General features: G+C 40.9%; 13 protein-coding genes and 1 pseudogene. 9 read left to right on the top strand and 5 right to left on the bottom strand.

Going from position 1 to position 16,683, the window contains the following annotated elements:
* Window positions 1–1,125: 1,125 nt before the first annotated feature.
* Window positions 1,126–2,772 carry an alpha/beta hydrolase gene (locus tag LC608_RS27785; protein ID WP_229556656.1) on the bottom strand — a complete coding sequence of 549 codons (1,647 nt, stop codon included), beginning with the start codon at window positions 2,770–2,772 and terminating at the stop codon, window positions 1,126–1,128.
* 700 nt (window positions 2,773–3,472) lie between these two features.
* Here LC608_RS27785 and LC608_RS27780 point away from each other — a divergent pair.
* On the top strand, window positions 3,473–3,925 hold the full coding sequence (locus LC608_RS27780; protein WP_229556655.1) for a hypothetical protein: 453 nt from the start codon (window positions 3,473–3,475) through the stop codon (window positions 3,923–3,925).
* Between the two features lies 1 nt (window position 3,926).
* Here LC608_RS27780 and LC608_RS27775 read toward each other — a convergent pair whose 3' ends face one another.
* Both LC608_RS27775 and LC608_RS27770 read right to left on the bottom strand, forming a co-directional pair.
* Window positions 3,927–4,979 (bottom strand): M28 family peptidase, encoded by a 1,053-nt coding sequence (locus LC608_RS27775; RefSeq protein WP_229556654.1) that lies wholly within the window; start codon window positions 4,977–4,979, stop codon window positions 3,927–3,929.
* Window positions 4,980–5,210: 231 nt separating this feature from the next.
* Window positions 5,211–5,423: pseudogene (locus tag LC608_RS27770) on the bottom strand (type II toxin-antitoxin system death-on-curing family toxin); the annotation flags it as partial.
* Between the two features lie 690 nt (window positions 5,424–6,113).
* On the opposite strand from LC608_RS27770, the gene LC608_RS27760 reads away from it, so the two are divergent.
* Together LC608_RS27760 and LC608_RS27755 are read left to right on the top strand one after the other, a co-directional pair.
* On the top strand, window positions 6,114–7,385 hold the full coding sequence (locus LC608_RS27760; RefSeq protein WP_229556653.1) for a sulfite exporter TauE/SafE family protein: 1,272 nt from the start codon (window positions 6,114–6,116) through the stop codon (window positions 7,383–7,385).
* Complete coding sequence (locus LC608_RS27755) at window positions 7,360–8,055, top strand: hypothetical protein (protein ID WP_229556652.1); 696 nt, start codon at window positions 7,360–7,362, stop codon at window positions 8,053–8,055. Before LC608_RS27760 ends, LC608_RS27755 begins: the two co-directional genes overlap by 26 nt.
* Before the next feature lie 259 nt (window positions 8,056–8,314).
* On the opposite strand, the gene galE is transcribed toward LC608_RS27755, so the two are convergent.
* Window positions 8,315–9,313, bottom strand: a complete 999-nt coding sequence (galE, locus tag LC608_RS27750; RefSeq protein WP_229556651.1) for a UDP-glucose 4-epimerase GalE — start codon at window positions 9,311–9,313, stop codon at window positions 8,315–8,317.
* Between the two features lie 413 nt (window positions 9,314–9,726).
* Here galE and LC608_RS27745 point away from each other — a divergent pair, with 413 nt between their 5' ends.
* The gene (locus LC608_RS27745) at window positions 9,727–10,380 is read left to right on the top strand and encodes a hypothetical protein (RefSeq protein WP_229556650.1); all 654 of its coding nucleotides are present in this window, start codon (window positions 9,727–9,729) and stop codon (window positions 10,378–10,380) included.
* Window positions 10,381–10,942: 562 nt separating this feature from the next.
* Complete coding sequence (locus LC608_RS27740) at window positions 10,943–12,694, top strand: ABC transporter ATP-binding protein (RefSeq protein ID WP_229556649.1); 1,752 nt, start codon at window positions 10,943–10,945, stop codon at window positions 12,692–12,694.
* 296 nt (window positions 12,695–12,990) lie between these two features.
* Here LC608_RS27740 and LC608_RS27735 read toward each other — a convergent pair whose 3' ends face one another.
* A complete protein-coding gene (locus LC608_RS27735; RefSeq protein ID WP_229556648.1) occupies window positions 12,991–13,128 on the bottom strand; it encodes an endonuclease in 138 nt (45 codons plus the stop codon).
* A 164-nt stretch (window positions 13,129–13,292) separates the two neighbouring features.
* Between LC608_RS27735 and LC608_RS27730 the strand changes: the two genes are divergently transcribed.
* The 4 genes from LC608_RS27730 to LC608_RS27715 all read left to right on the top strand — a co-directional run bounded on the left by LC608_RS27730 (window position 13,293) and on the right by LC608_RS27715 (window position 16,005).
* Window positions 13,293–14,033: an SGNH/GDSL hydrolase family protein gene (locus tag LC608_RS27730; protein WP_229556647.1), complete on the top strand. Its 741-nt coding sequence runs from the start codon at window positions 13,293–13,295 to the stop codon at window positions 14,031–14,033.
* Window positions 14,034–14,126: 93 nt separating this feature from the next.
* Window positions 14,127–14,801, top strand: a complete 675-nt coding sequence (locus LC608_RS27725) for a HupE/UreJ family protein (protein ID WP_229556646.1) — start codon at window positions 14,127–14,129, stop codon at window positions 14,799–14,801.
* Between the two features lie 174 nt (window positions 14,802–14,975).
* Window positions 14,976–15,560: a leucine zipper domain-containing protein gene (locus LC608_RS27720; RefSeq protein WP_229556645.1), complete on the top strand. Its 585-nt coding sequence runs from the start codon at window positions 14,976–14,978 to the stop codon at window positions 15,558–15,560.
* Window positions 15,561–15,633: 73 nt separating this feature from the next.
* Window positions 15,634–16,005 (top strand): DUF2358 domain-containing protein, encoded by a 372-nt coding sequence (locus LC608_RS27715; RefSeq protein ID WP_229556644.1) that lies wholly within the window; start codon window positions 15,634–15,636, stop codon window positions 16,003–16,005.
* Window positions 16,006–16,683: the final 678 nt, after the last annotated feature.

Raw genomic sequence — 16,683 nt, 5'->3', positions numbered from 1 at the left:
CTTACTTATTATCTAAGTAAATAAACCAAGCCTTGAACTCTCCTATTTTGGGTTTATCTGTGGTTTTAGCGGCTAAAAATGCTTTAACATTTTTGTGAATTTAAAAGAGTTTACACCAATAAAGACACAAACATATTTTGCATCAAGCCAGTTGTATGCATTTATCTGTCCTTCGAGCAAGGCAGAAGGCAGAGGACAGAAAAAGTTTTAGCTATGCGTTTCTGCCTTGCCCAAACTGGGTTTAAGACCCCCACTAAATCGTAAATTTAGTGGTTTTCAATTAGAAGGGATTCAGACCCCCTCTAGTTGCCTTCAGGATAGCTGCCTTCTTCAATTTGGGAACTTTAGGTAGAATACATCTGTATTATTCAGCAAATAATCATACTTTTTACACTTTTAAGCTTCTATTATTTTTAATAAGTATATTATAAAGTTTATGTGTAAATAGTTATTTTTACTGTAAAAATTTAGTGTAGATTTAACAGCAACTACATATTGAATATCAAGTTACTATGATTTAATTTAGCTCAAGTTACTATAATTTAATCTAGCTAGATATTACAAATTAAGCCTGATTTTACAACCTGCGTATTACTTAATACATAAAGTTTAATGTATTATTAAGATAAGCTATAGGACTAATGTTTGATTTTTAAAAAAGCTCGGTACAGATCGAAAAGCCTAATTCCTTATTCCCTACTCCCTACCCACGTAGATAATTTCAAAAATCAAATAAGATTCTTATAGTACTGTTTCAACAATGGCTTAGACATCTGCAAAATCCATTTAGTAACTTATGAACTGGTCGCGTTACAAATCTGAACTTTAAGAAAAAACTGAGCGGTGTCAGTGCTAATTTTAATAACTCAAACATCCTGTTACAGGCAGCAGCCTCTAACAGGATGTTTGAAAAGTCTTATTGCTAATATCAAAACCTCAGAAACCTAACCCCCTCTTCCCTACAAGGTAATGAAGGTTTCAAAGCCTCTGTGCGTTTGCACAACGGCAGGCTGACACCAACGGAAAGAAGAATGTAAGCCGAGTATTTGGTATAATTTATGACTTTTCAAACATCCTATAAGGAAGCTACTTATAAAATTGGATATTTGTTTAATTGGAAGTCGCTTATTTCTCAACAAATTCTTTCACCACTGCCATAGCATCAGGAGGAATCTGCGTAATTAAGCGAAATGGAAATGCCGTAGTCGAAGCAAATTGGGCATAATCTGATGTCAGAAAAATAGCGTAGTTTTTAGCTTCTGGAGTCATCTGGAAAGCAAAGGCCAAAGCTATAGCTTTAACGTACTTGCGAACATCTGCTGCTTGTTCACCCACAACTTCACCGCCACTAATTGGTGTATTTAGTTTTCCTATCTGATCCAATGTGGTAGTGGGGTCTTTTACACTCAGATGAGTACCGCCAACTATACCAACTAGCCATTTTGGGGATGGGATTTTGTCAAATCCTGCAATTTGTTCTGTTAAAGCTGGGGTGGTTTTATCTGCGGAACTTGCTAACACTAGGGTAGGAACTTGCACTTTAGTTAACCCAGTTTCGCCAAAAATCAGAGAAGTTGTAGGATTGAGAGCGATCGCCTGTTTTATTCTAGTATCCCGTAGTTGATAGGTATTTTCTGGTAGCTTTTGAGCGATGCACTGCATAACTTCTGCCTCACTGAAAGTAGTCAAGTTATTTTTACAGCGTTGTTTGAGTTGTTCGAGTTGTAACTCTGCTCCAGCAATTTCTAAAGCTGTAGCACCACCAAAAGAATGGCCAATAACCATCGCGTTATTGGTTGCAAGTTTCCCTTGTAGCGGATGATTAGTCGTTTGGTTGAGCTTTTCTAATTCGTCGAGGATAAAACTAATATCTTGAGGGCGATCCAAAAACTCCTGAGGCTTCATAACACTGGTTTTGCCTTGTAATGCTGAGTTAGTATTTGTCTGGTTACTACCGGGATGTTCTAAAGCTGCTACTACATAACCGTGGGATGCTAAATGTTCTGCCAGGTAATACAAGTCTGTGCGGACTGATGTGAAGCCGTGAGAAAGGACAATCAGGGGTTTGTCGGGAGTTGCAGCAGTTGACCAGTAAACATCAACTGGAATTTTGCGATCGCGCTTTTGGTCATTCAGGGTTAAGTTGAGTATTTTTACTTGAGCGGTTCCTGGTTGACTGGGATCAAAAGGGTAAGTAATCTGCGGTGTTATGGAGTCCAGTTGGGGAGCGATCGCTAGCATAAATTGCTGGGTGCGCCAAAAAGCTGTATTCAAACTTTCTGCAACTATAAAAGCCTTTGGTAAATCAATTTCTAAACGTTTACTGGGATAAGCCGCGATAAAACTCAGTATAGAAAGACCTTGCGGTGCAGTAGAACCTAATACCAATCCTGCTCTGAGTGCTTGCACCCCAGCTTTGTCCTTTCTGGCTAAGGCTGTAGCAAAATCACTGAGAATAGTTGTACCAATCTGAGTATTAACTAACCTATTAACGGTGACAACATTCATCGGTATATTCATACCCAACGCCCCTAAGAAGAAGCGGCGTTGTTCTTCAGATAATCGTTTAGCGTAAGGCTGTAAACTCTCAGGCAATTCCCCAGTTTTTGCAGCCTTTTGTAACTCAGCAAGGGAGATGGTTTCTGTAAATAAACCGAAACGCACAACAACTGTATCAGCCGCAATGGCCGGAGTATTTGCTCCGAATTGTGTAAGTGCAATTGCGCTAAAGAAACCCGCAACTGTCTTAAGACTTCCCCAACTTCTTCTCATAAATATATACCAAGTGTTACTTACGGGAATATAACGAATATTTGTGTATTTGGCTACCAAAATAATTATCTAGAAATAAAAGCAGATTTATGCATTAACTTGATAGCGATGTCTAGGATGGCCTATGTGCTGTAGGCAAGACTCACTATCGGCATTGCGCTGATCTCCTCAAAGCATCAGTAGATGCGAACAGAATTACATCGAAAACTTGAAGAAGAATTCAGAAGTCAGAATCAATCATTGGAGGATGCAAACTCATTATTGATTCAATTGATTCAAGTCCACTATTTTCGGTCAGAATTCATTGTGAATTCTGGCTCCTGACTCCTGAATTCTATTTCGGTAATAAAAGCAACGAATTGTAGAATTCATCACAGCTAAAAAAATTGAGGATAAATCAGTGTTGACAGCCACAAAAGGCTGATTGTTTCTCAGCTAGGTTTAATACTGTAAGGAAAGTCTAGAACAGGGTAAGCGATGCCTGCGGCGGTAAACTACGCATCTACAATCTGAACTTTTTGTGGGCTGATATATTGACTACAATTTTTTTGACACCAAAGTTTAAGCGATCGCTTAATGTTCTGTTTTTGCCCTTTAGAACCTGTTGCAGAGGTGTTGCCGGGGGATAGCCTGACTGCTTTAGTAGCTTATCATTACCCATCAAATTCTACCAGCCACATCAACAATTTTTCTTGGCATTATGCATCGCAGACTCCGCTATATTTTGATTTTGCTGCTCTCCCTGAGTATTATTATACTGTGGTGGCCTGTGAATAATTCTGATTGTAATTCCGAGGCAATTCTTGCTGCAAAAACTACAAATTTCCAAGTACATGCTACTCAGGTTATAGTTCAGCCGTGGCGTGGCCGTCACCATGTATATGGAATTTTTATGATTCCTGACAAATACAAAAAAGCTCCATTTTTTGTATTAACAGTAAAAGGTGCTGGCAGTTACTGTTCAAAACAATTTGGTCAGATAAAAAACTATAATGATATCTTTGCTGAACCAGAAACTTATCTGGTAAGGAATTTTATTAGAACTCGAACGGCTCTGCGGCTGATTCTTCAAGGTTTGTACTTTCAAATCAATGATAAAAAGAATTGGACATTGACTTTCCCTGAATTAGAAACTAGTCAACATAATTCATAATTCAGCTTGGTGGTTGAGTTTCCAAAACTTCGTTTTTCTGTAACAAGGCATTAGTAGCATTGACCACAATCTGTGCTGCTCCTGTAAAAAACGATCGCTCGATAGTCGCTGGAACATCGCTAGTTTGATGATAGTGCGGAGTACGTAAATTTGCGGTATCTGTCACCAGTACAGCACCTACACCTTGATACCAAAATGGTGCATGGTCGCTGCGTAGGGTGTCTGGTGTCAGTAAACCTTTAAAAGGAATTGGTAATGTTAGGACTGATGGCATTGATTTTTGTTTATTCAGAGCATTTGAAGGGAGCATCTGTGAGTTTTGAAAAGCACTCAGCAAAGGCAAATGTTCTGTATCACCGACTACTGCCAAAAAGTCACCCTTGTCGCTAATTGGCGTAACAGGCAACCCCGCAGGGTATTTTTGACACCCAGGAGTGTAACATGCATAACCTACCATATCCATAATGATCGCTCCGCCTAAATTTTGTAAGCGTGCTGTCCTGCTAACAAAAGCCTGGCTACCCAAAAGTCCTGCTTCTTCTTGGTCAAAAAAAGCTAGTTGTAACGTCCGTGGCGTAGGACGGGAACCGAGCAACCGAGCAACTTCCAGCACCACAGCTACACCACTAGCGTTATCATCAGCACCAGGAGATAAAGCAACAGTGTCGTAATGCGCTCCCACGAGAATTGCTTTAGCGGCTTTGTTAGTTCCTAGGCGTTCGGCAAAAATATTTACACCCTCAGAGAACTTTTCCAATTTGGGCTTCCAGCCTAATTTTGTGAGTTCAGTTGTGATATAAGTGCGAGTAAGCGATCGCTCTTTTGTTGTGTAGCGCTGAAAATTCAACTTTTGGATATGAGTTAATAGGTTATTAGTAGACACTTGCGGCGCACTGTCAACTTCCTTTGACTCTGGCTGTGGTTGGAGTGTTTCCACCGGAATGCGCTCAACAATTGCTGGCGACGGACGCTGTTCAAAAAACGTGCTACCTCTGCTACCCACCACGGCAACTGCCATCAGCACCAACAGCATCAGCCAAATCCATTTTCTCATGTAATTTATCCTTGGCTTCCAGACTTAGGGTAGCGCAAATCCCCAGGTATAACTTTTCAGGATTGCTAGGAAGGATTTAATATTTTGGTTTCCTAAATTCTTAGATAAACCTACAAAGTTACTTTTAGGACTTACGCAATAACTCTCTGAAACTCTCATTCCTTTGTGTCCTTTGCACCTTTGCGGTTCGTTTTTCCATTATTTTGCGTAAGTCCTGACTTTGTAATCAGCTTAACTCTCTATTTTAATATAATTTTCTTTTATCCAATTTGCTATCGATTTTTGAGTCTCTTGATCAGTTGAAAGTCTTTTTATCATTAATACAACTTCTTTTTCTGGCACTTCTAAAGAATACCCATTCAATATAAGAAAGGTAGCCATCGGAATGAAAGCTATCCTTTTGTTACCATCTAGAAATGCATGATTTTTTACAAATGCAAAAGCATAAGCTGCCGCTTACTCAAAACAGTTGGTGTAGGTTCACCATAAGCAAATAAATTTTTAGGTCTATCTAAACTAGCTAAAAGTAGATTTCTATCTCATTATACCTGGAAGTCCGCCGTGCTGTGCTAATTGTTCTTCGTGCATAGCTTTAATGACTGCCTCACTCAGCCAAAAAATATCATTCACTGAGCTAGCTCACGAAGTGCATTCCTATACTTAATGCTTACTTTTTGATAAGCTTCCATAGCCTTTTCAAATTCAGACTTGTCAGGTGTGGTTTGAGGATTATGAAAATGTTTAACAACGAAAAGTACCCCATTATTACTACGTCTAAATTTTAGACTTTGAAAAGATGGTATCAATTTGTTTTTGATCTTACGAAGTCTCAAGGTTTCCATGATAAACAAAGCCAGTGATTATGGCTTTAATCTATTTGTCCTAAGCTCAATATACCTAATCTAATTAGGTCAGATCACTTTAGTTGTACGTGAGTATATTTTTGAGAACCTTACCTAGAGTAAACATCAAGTTTGACAACTTGTCTTTTGACAGCGATCGCAACTTCACTTACAGTGCCCCACTAGAGGAGTGCTGAGTACTGAGCAAAGAAGAAAAGAATTATATTATTACTTCTTCAAAATCTTTATTCTGACACTCAGGACTCATGACTCAGAACTCAGGGCTTTTTTTATGGTAGATTTGTTGCTGATCACAATACTGGGGTTCCTGGGGAGTTTTGGACATTGCTTTGGGATGTGTGGCCCTCTAACAGTGGCATTTTCCCTATCTCATCAGCCGAAAACACCACCAACATCCTCTTTGGGACGCACATCAACCTTAGAAAAGTCCGGCACTTGGCAACAGCAATTAAAATTTCATATCCTGCTAAACCTAGGGCGGATGTTGAGCTATGCTCTAGTCGGTGCTGGCATTGGGGCGCTAGGTTCGGTATTGCTGCAAGGTGGACAGCTAGCAGGTGTTGGTAGCGACTTACGGCGCTGGATGGCAATTTTAACTGGTGTAATGCTGATTTGGTTTGGCTTAGGACAAGTAAAACCCGATTTACTGCCGCGTATTCCTGTATTACACCCCTTGTTACAAGGTAGTTTACACGATCGCCTCAGCACAGGAATGGTTAAGCTTTCGTTAAAAACCAAATGGTGGACGCCAATGCTTTTGGGGATGACTTGGGGTTTAATGCCTTGTGGTTTCCTGTATGCTGCCCAAATTAAAGCTGCTGAAACTGGCAATTTATGGATGGGTGCGGCAACTATGCTGGCTTTTGGGCTGGGAACCCTGCCCACTATGTTAGGTGTAGGCGTTTCCAGCTCTTTAGTAAGTAAAGACAAGCGCAGTCAGTTGTTTCGATTAGGCGGTTGGGTGACACTCATCATTGGCGTTATCACCTTGCTGCGGACTGGTGACACAATGGTAGATTACACCGGACACGCTGCCTTAATTTGCTTAATTTTGGCACTAATTGCCCGTCCCATTAGTGGCTTGTGGGCATCACCACTGCGTTACCGCCGGGGCTTGGGAGTGGGATCTTTTGTGCTTTCTGTGGTTCACACCGTCCACATGATAGAACACTCATTGCAATGGAAATTTGCCGCCTTTTCTTTCCTGCCGCCAGAATTTCAGTGGGGTATGGCTGCGGGTGCTGTAGCATTGGTATTAATGTCCCCCGCCGCTTTAACGAGTTGGGAATCGTTGCAGAAATCTTTGGGCAAGCGTTGGCGACAGATTCATCTATTGGGTGTGCCAGCCTTGCTCTTGAGTGCCATTCATACTGTGTTGATTGGTTCCCATTACTTGGGTTCCTCACAATCAACTTGGGGAAATAAATTAGCGGTAGTACTGATGGTAATTGTTACCCTCGGTGTCTTAATGGTGCGATCGCGTTTTTTTTGGTCAAAGTTAGCCGTAGAAAAGTTTTATGTTCCCCCAACCAAATCGCGGTAAATCATCTTTAATTTCTGGCTCCATTTCAACGAGTCAAAAACAGAGGTATTACCTATTTAAAGGCATTTCCTGGAATCAAGGAACAATAAAGTACTTATTATTCCTGAGTTGCTTAGTTATATCAATAACTAATATTTACCCTGCATCTGCTCATAAAGTGGAAGTAGCCGGAGATGTAGGCGGTACCCTCCACATTGAACCAAATGATAATCCCCGTGCTGGAGAACCAAGCCAAGCTTGGTTTGCGCTTACCCGCAGAGGTGGAAGAGTGATTCCCCTGTCACAGTGTAATTGTCAGTTAGCTGTTTATGCCGAACCTTATGCAGCCGGAGAGCCACCCCTGTTAGAACCACAGTTAGAACCTGTGGCAGCTGAACGCTATCAAGGTATTCCAGGTGCGGAAGTTGTCTTTCCCAAGCCAGGTATTTATCAGTTGCAACTAAATGGTAAACCAGTCTCTGGAGCAAGATTCAAACCCTTTGAGTTCAAATTTGAAGTTACTGTGGCAGGCGGTTCTACACAGAATACACAAAATCTGCGAGATGTTAATGGTGATTTAGTAGAAGGTGAATCTCAGCAATTACCAATTTGGGCGATCGCACTGCCAATTCTCGGATTTATTGGCATCTTAATTGTCGTACTACGAAGCATGAGAAGTAGTGGGGAGTAGGGAGTACAGAGTAGGGAGATGGGGAAGACAATGGAGCAATTGTTCTTCCTTGTACCCCACTTCTGCCAAATGCGATCGCATTTGGCATTGAACCGAGATATGAACGAAAACGGAAATAGGGGCTGAAAAGGCTTGATTCTTCATTACTCATAACCATCTTAAGTACAAAGAAGTAGCAAATTACCAAACCCTTTGCAGACTAATCTTTAAGAGCTTTAATTTCTGAATATACAGCTATCTCGGTTGAATGCCATCAAGTCTACTTATGTCGCTTTTGATGCCACTGCCACGCATGATCGACAATATCTTTGATGGATGGATACTGAGGTTTCCAGCCTAAAATGGTTCTGGCTTTCTCACTCGCGCCAATGAGAACTGGGGGATCGCCAGGACGGCGATCGCGTTCTTCGACTGGTATGGAAACTCCTGTCACCTCTTCGGCAGCTGCAATGACTTCTCTGACAGAGAAACCGCTGCCATTACCTAAATTAAAAACTTCGCTATCGCTACCTTTTAATAAATATTCCAATCCCAAAATATGGGCATCTGCTAAGTCGTTAACATGAATATAATCGCGAATACAAGTACCATCCGGTGTGGGGTAATCGGTGCCAAAAATTGAGATGGATTCTCGTTTGCCTAAAGCTGTCATCAGCACCAAGGGAATCAAATGGGTTTCTGGGTTGTGATCCTCACCAAGTAAGCCATTGGGGTTAGCACCAGCAGCATTAAAATAGCGGAAACGCACTGATTTAAAACCATAAGCAACATCAAAATCAGAGAGAATCTTTTCTACCATTAGCTTTGTAGCGCCATAGGGATTAATCGGATTTTGGGGATGGTTTTCTGGAATGGGTACAAATTCTGGTACCCCGTAGGTGGCACAAGTAGAAGAAAAGACAAATTTCTTCACAGATGCCGTCAGCATTGCTTCTAACAGAGTCAAAGTACCAACAACGTTATTGCGGTAGTATTTAGCCGGGTCAGTCACCGATTCTCCTACGTAAGCATAGGCAGAAAAGTGCATCACCGCAGCAATATCGCGGGTTTTAAATAAGTTATCTAGCAAGGCGCGATCGCCTGTATCCCCTACTATCAGTTCTACCTGTAAAACCTTTTCTACCAGATCACGATGCCCATAGACCAAATTATCAAGTATCACAAGGTTATAACCCGCTTGCTTCAAAGCAAGCACTGTATGAGAACCAATATATCCAGCTCCCCCCGTTACCAAAATGGTAGGCTTTTCAGACGACATAGTTTTTCCTTTTGAGTAGCTTACTCAATTAATTTAGTTTATCGGTGCGACATTACTCTTCTGGAAAATTATAAATAATAGACGCAGTGGCAAAAAATTGCACTAAAATCACTACGACGGTAGTCTTTGGGTGTAAGGTTTGAGGTATTTTAAGTCAAACAGTGCGATTACAAGTTGACAATAAAATAAATCCATTTCCCGAAACTTCTAGGTTGGCCCTTACGAGTGACGCTCCTAGCGTCGCTACAGCTAAGAAGTCGCTAGTTGTTTTATGCAGGGAAACCATGCACGACAGTTCCTCTTGGGGAGCCACTTGTTTTCTGAACAAGAGAAATGGCGTGGAAATCCCAAGCAAAGCGGACTGTCTTACCACCACATTGGCTCACTGCACCAGAAAATTTGAGAGTTAATCTATGTTTCTATTGTTAAGCCGAGTACTGCTGTGGCTGCTGATTGGCACTATCGTATATTCTCTGTTCCAGCGATTTTATCCTTCTGGAACTTTTGTAGGGCGATTAATCCTAGTCGTTATCTTGGTAGTCGTAGCCCTATCATTTCTTAACCCCAGTGAACCTGCTGTGGCGTCGTTGTGGAGGGTGCTATCTTTTCCACTCAGACCTCTAGGAGCCTCTGTTTTATTGATGATTCTTGCAGCTCAGAGAATCAAAGGAGGTGGGATAGAAAAACCAGGAGGATACTTGATCGGTTGGGCACTGACAATTTTGCTTTTGGCAAGTACACCAGCAGTAGCCTATTTTCTTTATAGGGCACCTCTAGCAATGGGACGTGAACCCTATGTAGCAACTGCTATGCCAACATCTGGGACACTAGTGGCATTAGGGCAACAAACCACCGCAGCTAACATCTCAGATGTGACAGGGGATGGCATTCTTTCTTATAATTTAAGAGTACCTCCGTACCTATTGCAAGGAAGTCCTCAAGATATTCGTACACGCGGTTTACGGCTTGAAGACTTTGTACCGAATTCGGAAACGTTGCAATTGACAACAAGAACTTGGGAAAGTTATCTCGCTGAAGTTTACAGGTTCATGCGTGTTCAGAGGTAATAAAGTAAAACAGAAGTCAGAATTCAGAATACAAAATTCAATCAGTGGGGAATTTAGACCCGCCACTGATTGAAGACCAGCAAATTTAAAATTTGCTGGGGCACTTAAACCCGTTTATTCATCCACCCTACCCTACGGTAAAGCTAAGAGCGAACGGCTAACGCTCGTCCCTTGCTCAAAGCGTACTCCTACGGAGAAGCAAGCTACGCGTAGCGTCTTTAAGAGTTATTATGCCGAAGACGTTACCTCTGGTAGAGAAGGCTTTAGGGAACTCCAAAAAATAAATTATCCTTCTGGACTTCACTACGACTTTCGCTTCCCCTGCTCCCTGCCCCCTGCCCCCTGCCTCTATAGCGATGGTATATTTTTTATTTGGAAGTCCCTTACGCTGCGCTAATCGCAGTCGCACAGAATTAAATTCTGTCGCTTGCTTCCCTGAAAGGGTATTCTGGCTCCTGACTGCTGAATTCTTTCTTGTTAATTTACAGGGATATTCCCTCTACATAGCTGTCTTCTTGGACTAACAGTTAATCTAGGATGATAAAGTTGCAAAATTGCTTTAATGGCAAAATCTCGACGAATCGCTAAACTCGGTGCTTACTTACGTCCCCATTGGCGGGAGGCGTCTTTAGGTATTCTGGCTTTGTTTTCTGTCAATGCACTGGGCGTTTATATCCCCTTGTTGATTCGTGCTGGTGTTGACAAACTCTCCACAACCTTCGTTTTGAACCAAATACTACACGATGTAGTAATAATTGCCTTACTCAGTTCGGCAATGTGGCTAATGCGGATGGCATCCCGTATTTGGTTATTTGGGGTGGGGCGACAGGTGGAATTTGACCTGAAACAACGCATTTTTGAACACTTACTCAAGCTGGAGCCGGCTTATTTTGCTAGTAATACTGCTGGCGATTTGATTAATCGGGCTACTAGTGATGTGGACAATATCAAGCGGTTGTTGGGTTTTGCAGTCTTAAGTCTGGCAAATATCGTGTTTGCCTATGCCCTGACACTGCCAGTAATGCTGTCAATTAGTGTGGATCTCACACTAGCTTCTCTGGCAGTGTACCCTTTTATGCTCTTGTTAGTGAGTCTGTTTAGTAATCGCTTACGCAAACAACAAGCAGCAGTTCAAGAGCAACTCTCTGACATCAGCGAACTTATCCAAGAGGATATCAGTGGCATTGCCTTAATTAAAATCTATGCCCAAGAAGCAAACGAGCGTCGAGCCTTTGCCAAGAAAAATCAGCAGCTATTAACTGCTAACTTGGAACTGGCAAAACTCCGAAATATACTGTTTCCGGTAATTAGCGGGTTAGCTAATGTCAGTTCGCTGATAATCATCTGGTTAGGGACAGCACGAATGTCTTCTGGGACGCTTCAGGTGGGTGATTTTTTAGTACTGTTAATTTATGTAGAGCGTCTAGTTTTCCCCACAGCCTTTTTAGGATTCACAATTACTGTCTACCAACGGGGTGAAGTTAGTATAGATCGCCTTGAATCGATTCTCTCTGTCACACCGAAAATTCAAGACACAGCCGATGTCATACATCTACCTGTGGCTGAACTTAAAGGGGAAGTGACAGCTAAAAATCTCACCTATACTTACCCTGGTTCCACCACTCCAGCGCTAGAAAATGTTAACTTTACCATTGCTCCGGGAGAAACCGTAGCCATTGTTGGGGCAATTGGTTCGGGAAAATCCACTTTGGCTAATGCTTTGCCGCGCTTGTTGGATATTGAATCAGAACAATTGTTTTTAGATGGGGTGGATATTACTAAAATAGCGTTGGCAGATTTACGAGGTGCGATCGCCTACGTTCCTCAAGATAGTTTTCTATTTAGCACTACAATCAAAAATAATATCCGCTACGGCGATCCAATTAGCGAACAAGAGCAGATAGAATCTGTTGCTAAACTTGCCCAAATTGAATCAGAAATTAACAATTTTCCCCAGCAATACGAAACTCTTGTTGGTGAACGCGGTATCACTCTTTCTGGCGGTCAACGACAACGTACTGCCTTAGCTAGGGCTATGCTGGTCAATGCTCCAGTGTTAATTTTGGATGATGCCCTCTCTAGTGTGGATAATCAAACAGCCACGCAAATCCTCAAAAATCTCTCTGGTGGTACTGTACGCAAAACAGTAATTTTCATTACCCATCAATTATCGGCGGCGGCGGCGGCTGACCGAATTTTTGTGATGGAAAAGGGAAAAATTGTCGAAACAGGCAATCACTTACAACTGTTGGAACAACAGGGTTTATATAGAACTTTGTGGAGCCAGCATCAAGTTGAAGAATTACTGCACTAGTACCGCAAGGCGGAAGTCAAAAGTCAAAAGTCAAAAGTCAAAAGTGTTATGGACTAAGCTATTTAAGGATTCTAAACGGTTGCTCTATTTCCGCCGTTGCGTACTAGTACAACATTTAATATTAAAGACAATTCCTTATGTAACCTGTATAATTTTTCATTACAATATCTGACAAATTACCTCTGTTCAAGATTTTTTTAACGCGATTTTGTGAGATTTGGCGCATCTTCACAAAGAAACGGTATAAGTATATTTTATTGCATGAAGAGTAGCACAGTTAGCTGTGCTACCCTTTTTTAGGAATTACAGTATGCCCGTTCTGCTAAGGTGGCATCTAATACGAATGGATTGTCATTACCTTGAAATTTTGCGATCGCATGACTGCGTTCTATTTCAGTAATATCAGGTAGGTCTTGGTGATTCCATTTACACAAAGTCTAACGCTGATTCTGAAAGTAATTTCGGTTAAACCAGAGGTCAAGACCATTTAACTTTGAGTAATAGCCACAGCATCTAATAAACTGCCTCTTCTGTCTTAGGGATGATGATAAGCACAAAGATAGTATATGTATGTTTATTCCTCTTTTTGATGATTGCTTTGTTTCGGCTCATAAAGAAGCCAACTGAGGCAAATACCTTTCAAGGAACTGAACAGCAAATCAGAGTTTTATTTATTGGCAACAGCTATACCTATGTCAATGACCTTCCTTGGTTGACACAACAGTTGGCTGAGTCGGCAAAAGAAACTAGAATGCTCGAAACTGAAATGGTTGTGGTCGGTGGAGCTAGCCTCAAAAACCACTGGAAACGTGGTAAAGCACTCAGGCTATTGAGAGCGAAACGATGGGACTACGTAGTACTTCAAGAGCAAAGTACCTTACCGATTACTAATCCCAAGGAAATGTACAAGTACGCCAGTCTGTTTGATGCCGAAATTAAGCGAGTGAATTCTCAAACAGTATTCTACTTGACTTGGGCAAAGCAAAATCAACCAGAAACGCAACAGATATTGACCGATTCATACATGAAAATTGTGAAAGAACTGAAAGCCAAAGTTGCACCTGTTGGGATAGCTTGGCAAAAAGTTCAGGAAGCTAATCCGAAATTGAACCTTTATAGTCCAGATCAAAGCCACCCTAGTCCTATTGGCTCCTACGTAGCAGCTTGCGTATTCTATACAACAATTTTACAGAATAGTCCGGTAGGGTTAAGTCGCTGTATATACAGTAGCCAATTTAGTACCCCACAAGAGGGCAACAGACTTCAATTGGAAAGTTTAAGTGAAACAGATGCTGAAATAATTCAAAATTTGGTTGAGTGCATTGTCAGAAATATTTGATGAAGCTAGTGTAATCTGCCATGATTACCAGGTTAGTTTTTTTGGGTATGTGGGTAGTATAAATTACCGAAACAACTAATTTGGCAGATGCTGATGTTCAAAACTAAATTATCACAATCCCATGCTTGGGGCGAATTTCCCACATTGAGGTTAATGCATCGCCATATTGGGGCGATCGCAGTTCTAATTATAATTAGCTTACTGAGTTCATTGAGTGGAACACCAGATCTTCATACCATTTCTAACTGCTGGGAAGGCTTTATCTGGGGATTGGCAGATCCAGTAATTGCCTTGAATTGTTTAGTTGGTATTGTTGCTATTGGCATACTCTCATCTGTATTTGTTCGTGGTGCTGCGATCGCTGGGTGTTTTGTCTTAGCAACAGTTTTAGGCATTGTAATTCATTTATTTCAGCTAAATTTACCAGGCACAGAAATAGCCATCGCCATTTCTACCATCGTTTTTGGTATTATGCTGATGATGCCAAATCAACCAAACTTTATAGTACTTGCTATTGTGGGCATCAGTGCTGGTTTATTTCAGGGTTACGCTGATGCCGAATCTATTATTGGGGCAGGAATGATGCCATTAATTGGCTATATACTAGGCATGACCTTAACTCTGTTTGCGGTTGCCATGAGTGCCAGAGAAATTGGTATTGCAATGGGTATGGGAGAAATAAACCAAATTTTACCCTGGAAAGTTAGCATTACTGGCTTCGCTTTGTGTGCGATCGGCATTGTGTTTTTGAGCAATTCGATAATCTAAATCACATATTTCAATTCAGTGGAATACATTTATTTGTGGGGGCGTACAGCTAAGTGTATGCCCCCACTATGTCTTCAGACTGAAAATTGTCCAGCAAGCAAGCAGTACAGAGTTTTAGTGAATAAGCTGATGCACCTCTGCGCTAATCTAGAGGCTATATATAAATAAAGGGTTATGACACCTGAAGAAATTGCTGGTACGCTAACAGGATTATTTGGCACATCGGATGTTCCTGCATTGGCGCAGCCTGTTGTAGAGATCGCTCCTGGATCGTGGCAAGTAGACACTTCAGCTTTCCGCCTGTTGGTGCTGCTTTCTGAAGATAATACTTGGTTGAGAGTTTTACTACCTATTGTGCCTATCCAAGAAGCCCAACCATTTTTAGAACAGTTCTTAGAAGCCAACTTTGATGACACTCAAGAAGTACGTTACGCTTTGTATGAAGGAGTGATTTATGGAGTATTTCAACATAACAGTAGCACTTTAGTGGGTGCAGATTTGTCCAATGCAATCAATCGACTTGTATCTCTTCATGAGGCTGGATTAGATAATGTCTTTAATCGACTAATAGAAAGCCGTATCCGGCAAATTATTCATGCAGCAAAACAGCAAGGACAATCTCTGCAAGCTACTATGCAAACTTTGGAACGCTTTTACGCAGAAGGATTGATGGGTGAAATAAATCAAAGCTCAGAGGCGCGAGAAGAAGTTTTAGTTGCTTGGCGGCGTCAGTTAGAACGTTTATGGAATGAGGGTTAATTTCAATTTTTAATAAAGATTTATATCCGCACCACGTTTCCATATAACCAATTTACAGATATATATATTTATCATGGATATCATTGAAATCCTCAAAGAAGACTATCAAAGATTCCCAGTAAATCAAACTTACAGCATTTACGCTCTAGACGTTTATTTTCAAGATCCACTAAATAAATTTTATGGCGTTAAACGTTATAAGAAAATGGTTAATTTTATCCAAACTTGGTTTTTAGAACCCAAGATGGACTTACATAATATTCAACGTTTAGGAGACACAATAAAAACTGAGTGGACACTGAGTTGGAATACTCCTCTTCCCTGGAAGCCACGAATTTCTATTCCTGGTTGGAGTGAATTAAGTCTCAACTCTGATGGTTTGATTGTTTCCCATGTCGATTATTGGAATTGTTCACGTTTAGATGTGGTGAAGCAGCATTTTTAGAGCTTCTGGGTTGAGTCTTATAAAGCCTATTAGTGTTGGAAAGTAAGATTCCAAGCTTCTCTTCTTTTAGGCTATGGTGTACACACAAATTCTAAAAACCTAGTTTGTTAAGGCTTTACAATCAACATGGCAACATTTATAACTAACATTAAAGCAATCGTTCAAAAAACCAAATGCTATATCTGAATTAAGAGAAATTACTCAGATTTATATATTAGTTTTTTAAAAAATAAAAAAATATTCACTAATTTTACTGAACCAGCAAACAGCCTTACTAAGCCAAACTAGCTTTAGAACTCTCTCTAACGAATATATTTATGTCCCATCCAAAACGTAAATCAGTGTTTTAGAAAAAGCTGAATTGAGTTCGGCTGGACTGAAAACAATTCATTCAAGTATGGTTGGATGATAATTGCAATTTGCGAAATATGACTCAATCAATTGAGCAGTTCCGCACTATGCTTGATGCTTATAAAATTGCTCTAGCTATGATTGACTTTTCCAAAAGCAAAGAGCAAACCCCACTTGTTTATTAAAACCATTTGTTGTGGACTGCTGCGATACCTCTAGTAGGCTTTTCTATCAGAGGCTGCGCGTGGCTTGCTTTCCCGTAGCGGTATGCCTACGCAATTTATTCTATCCACTAATGCTCTTTGATAAAGAAGCTTTAGGTGTAGT

The organism is Nostoc sp. XA010 (genome assembly GCF_020829625.1).
Taxonomy (GTDB): domain Bacteria; phylum Cyanobacteriota; class Cyanobacteriia; order Cyanobacteriales; family Nostocaceae; genus Nostoc.
This window is presented reverse-complemented; position numbering and strand designations above follow the sequence as displayed.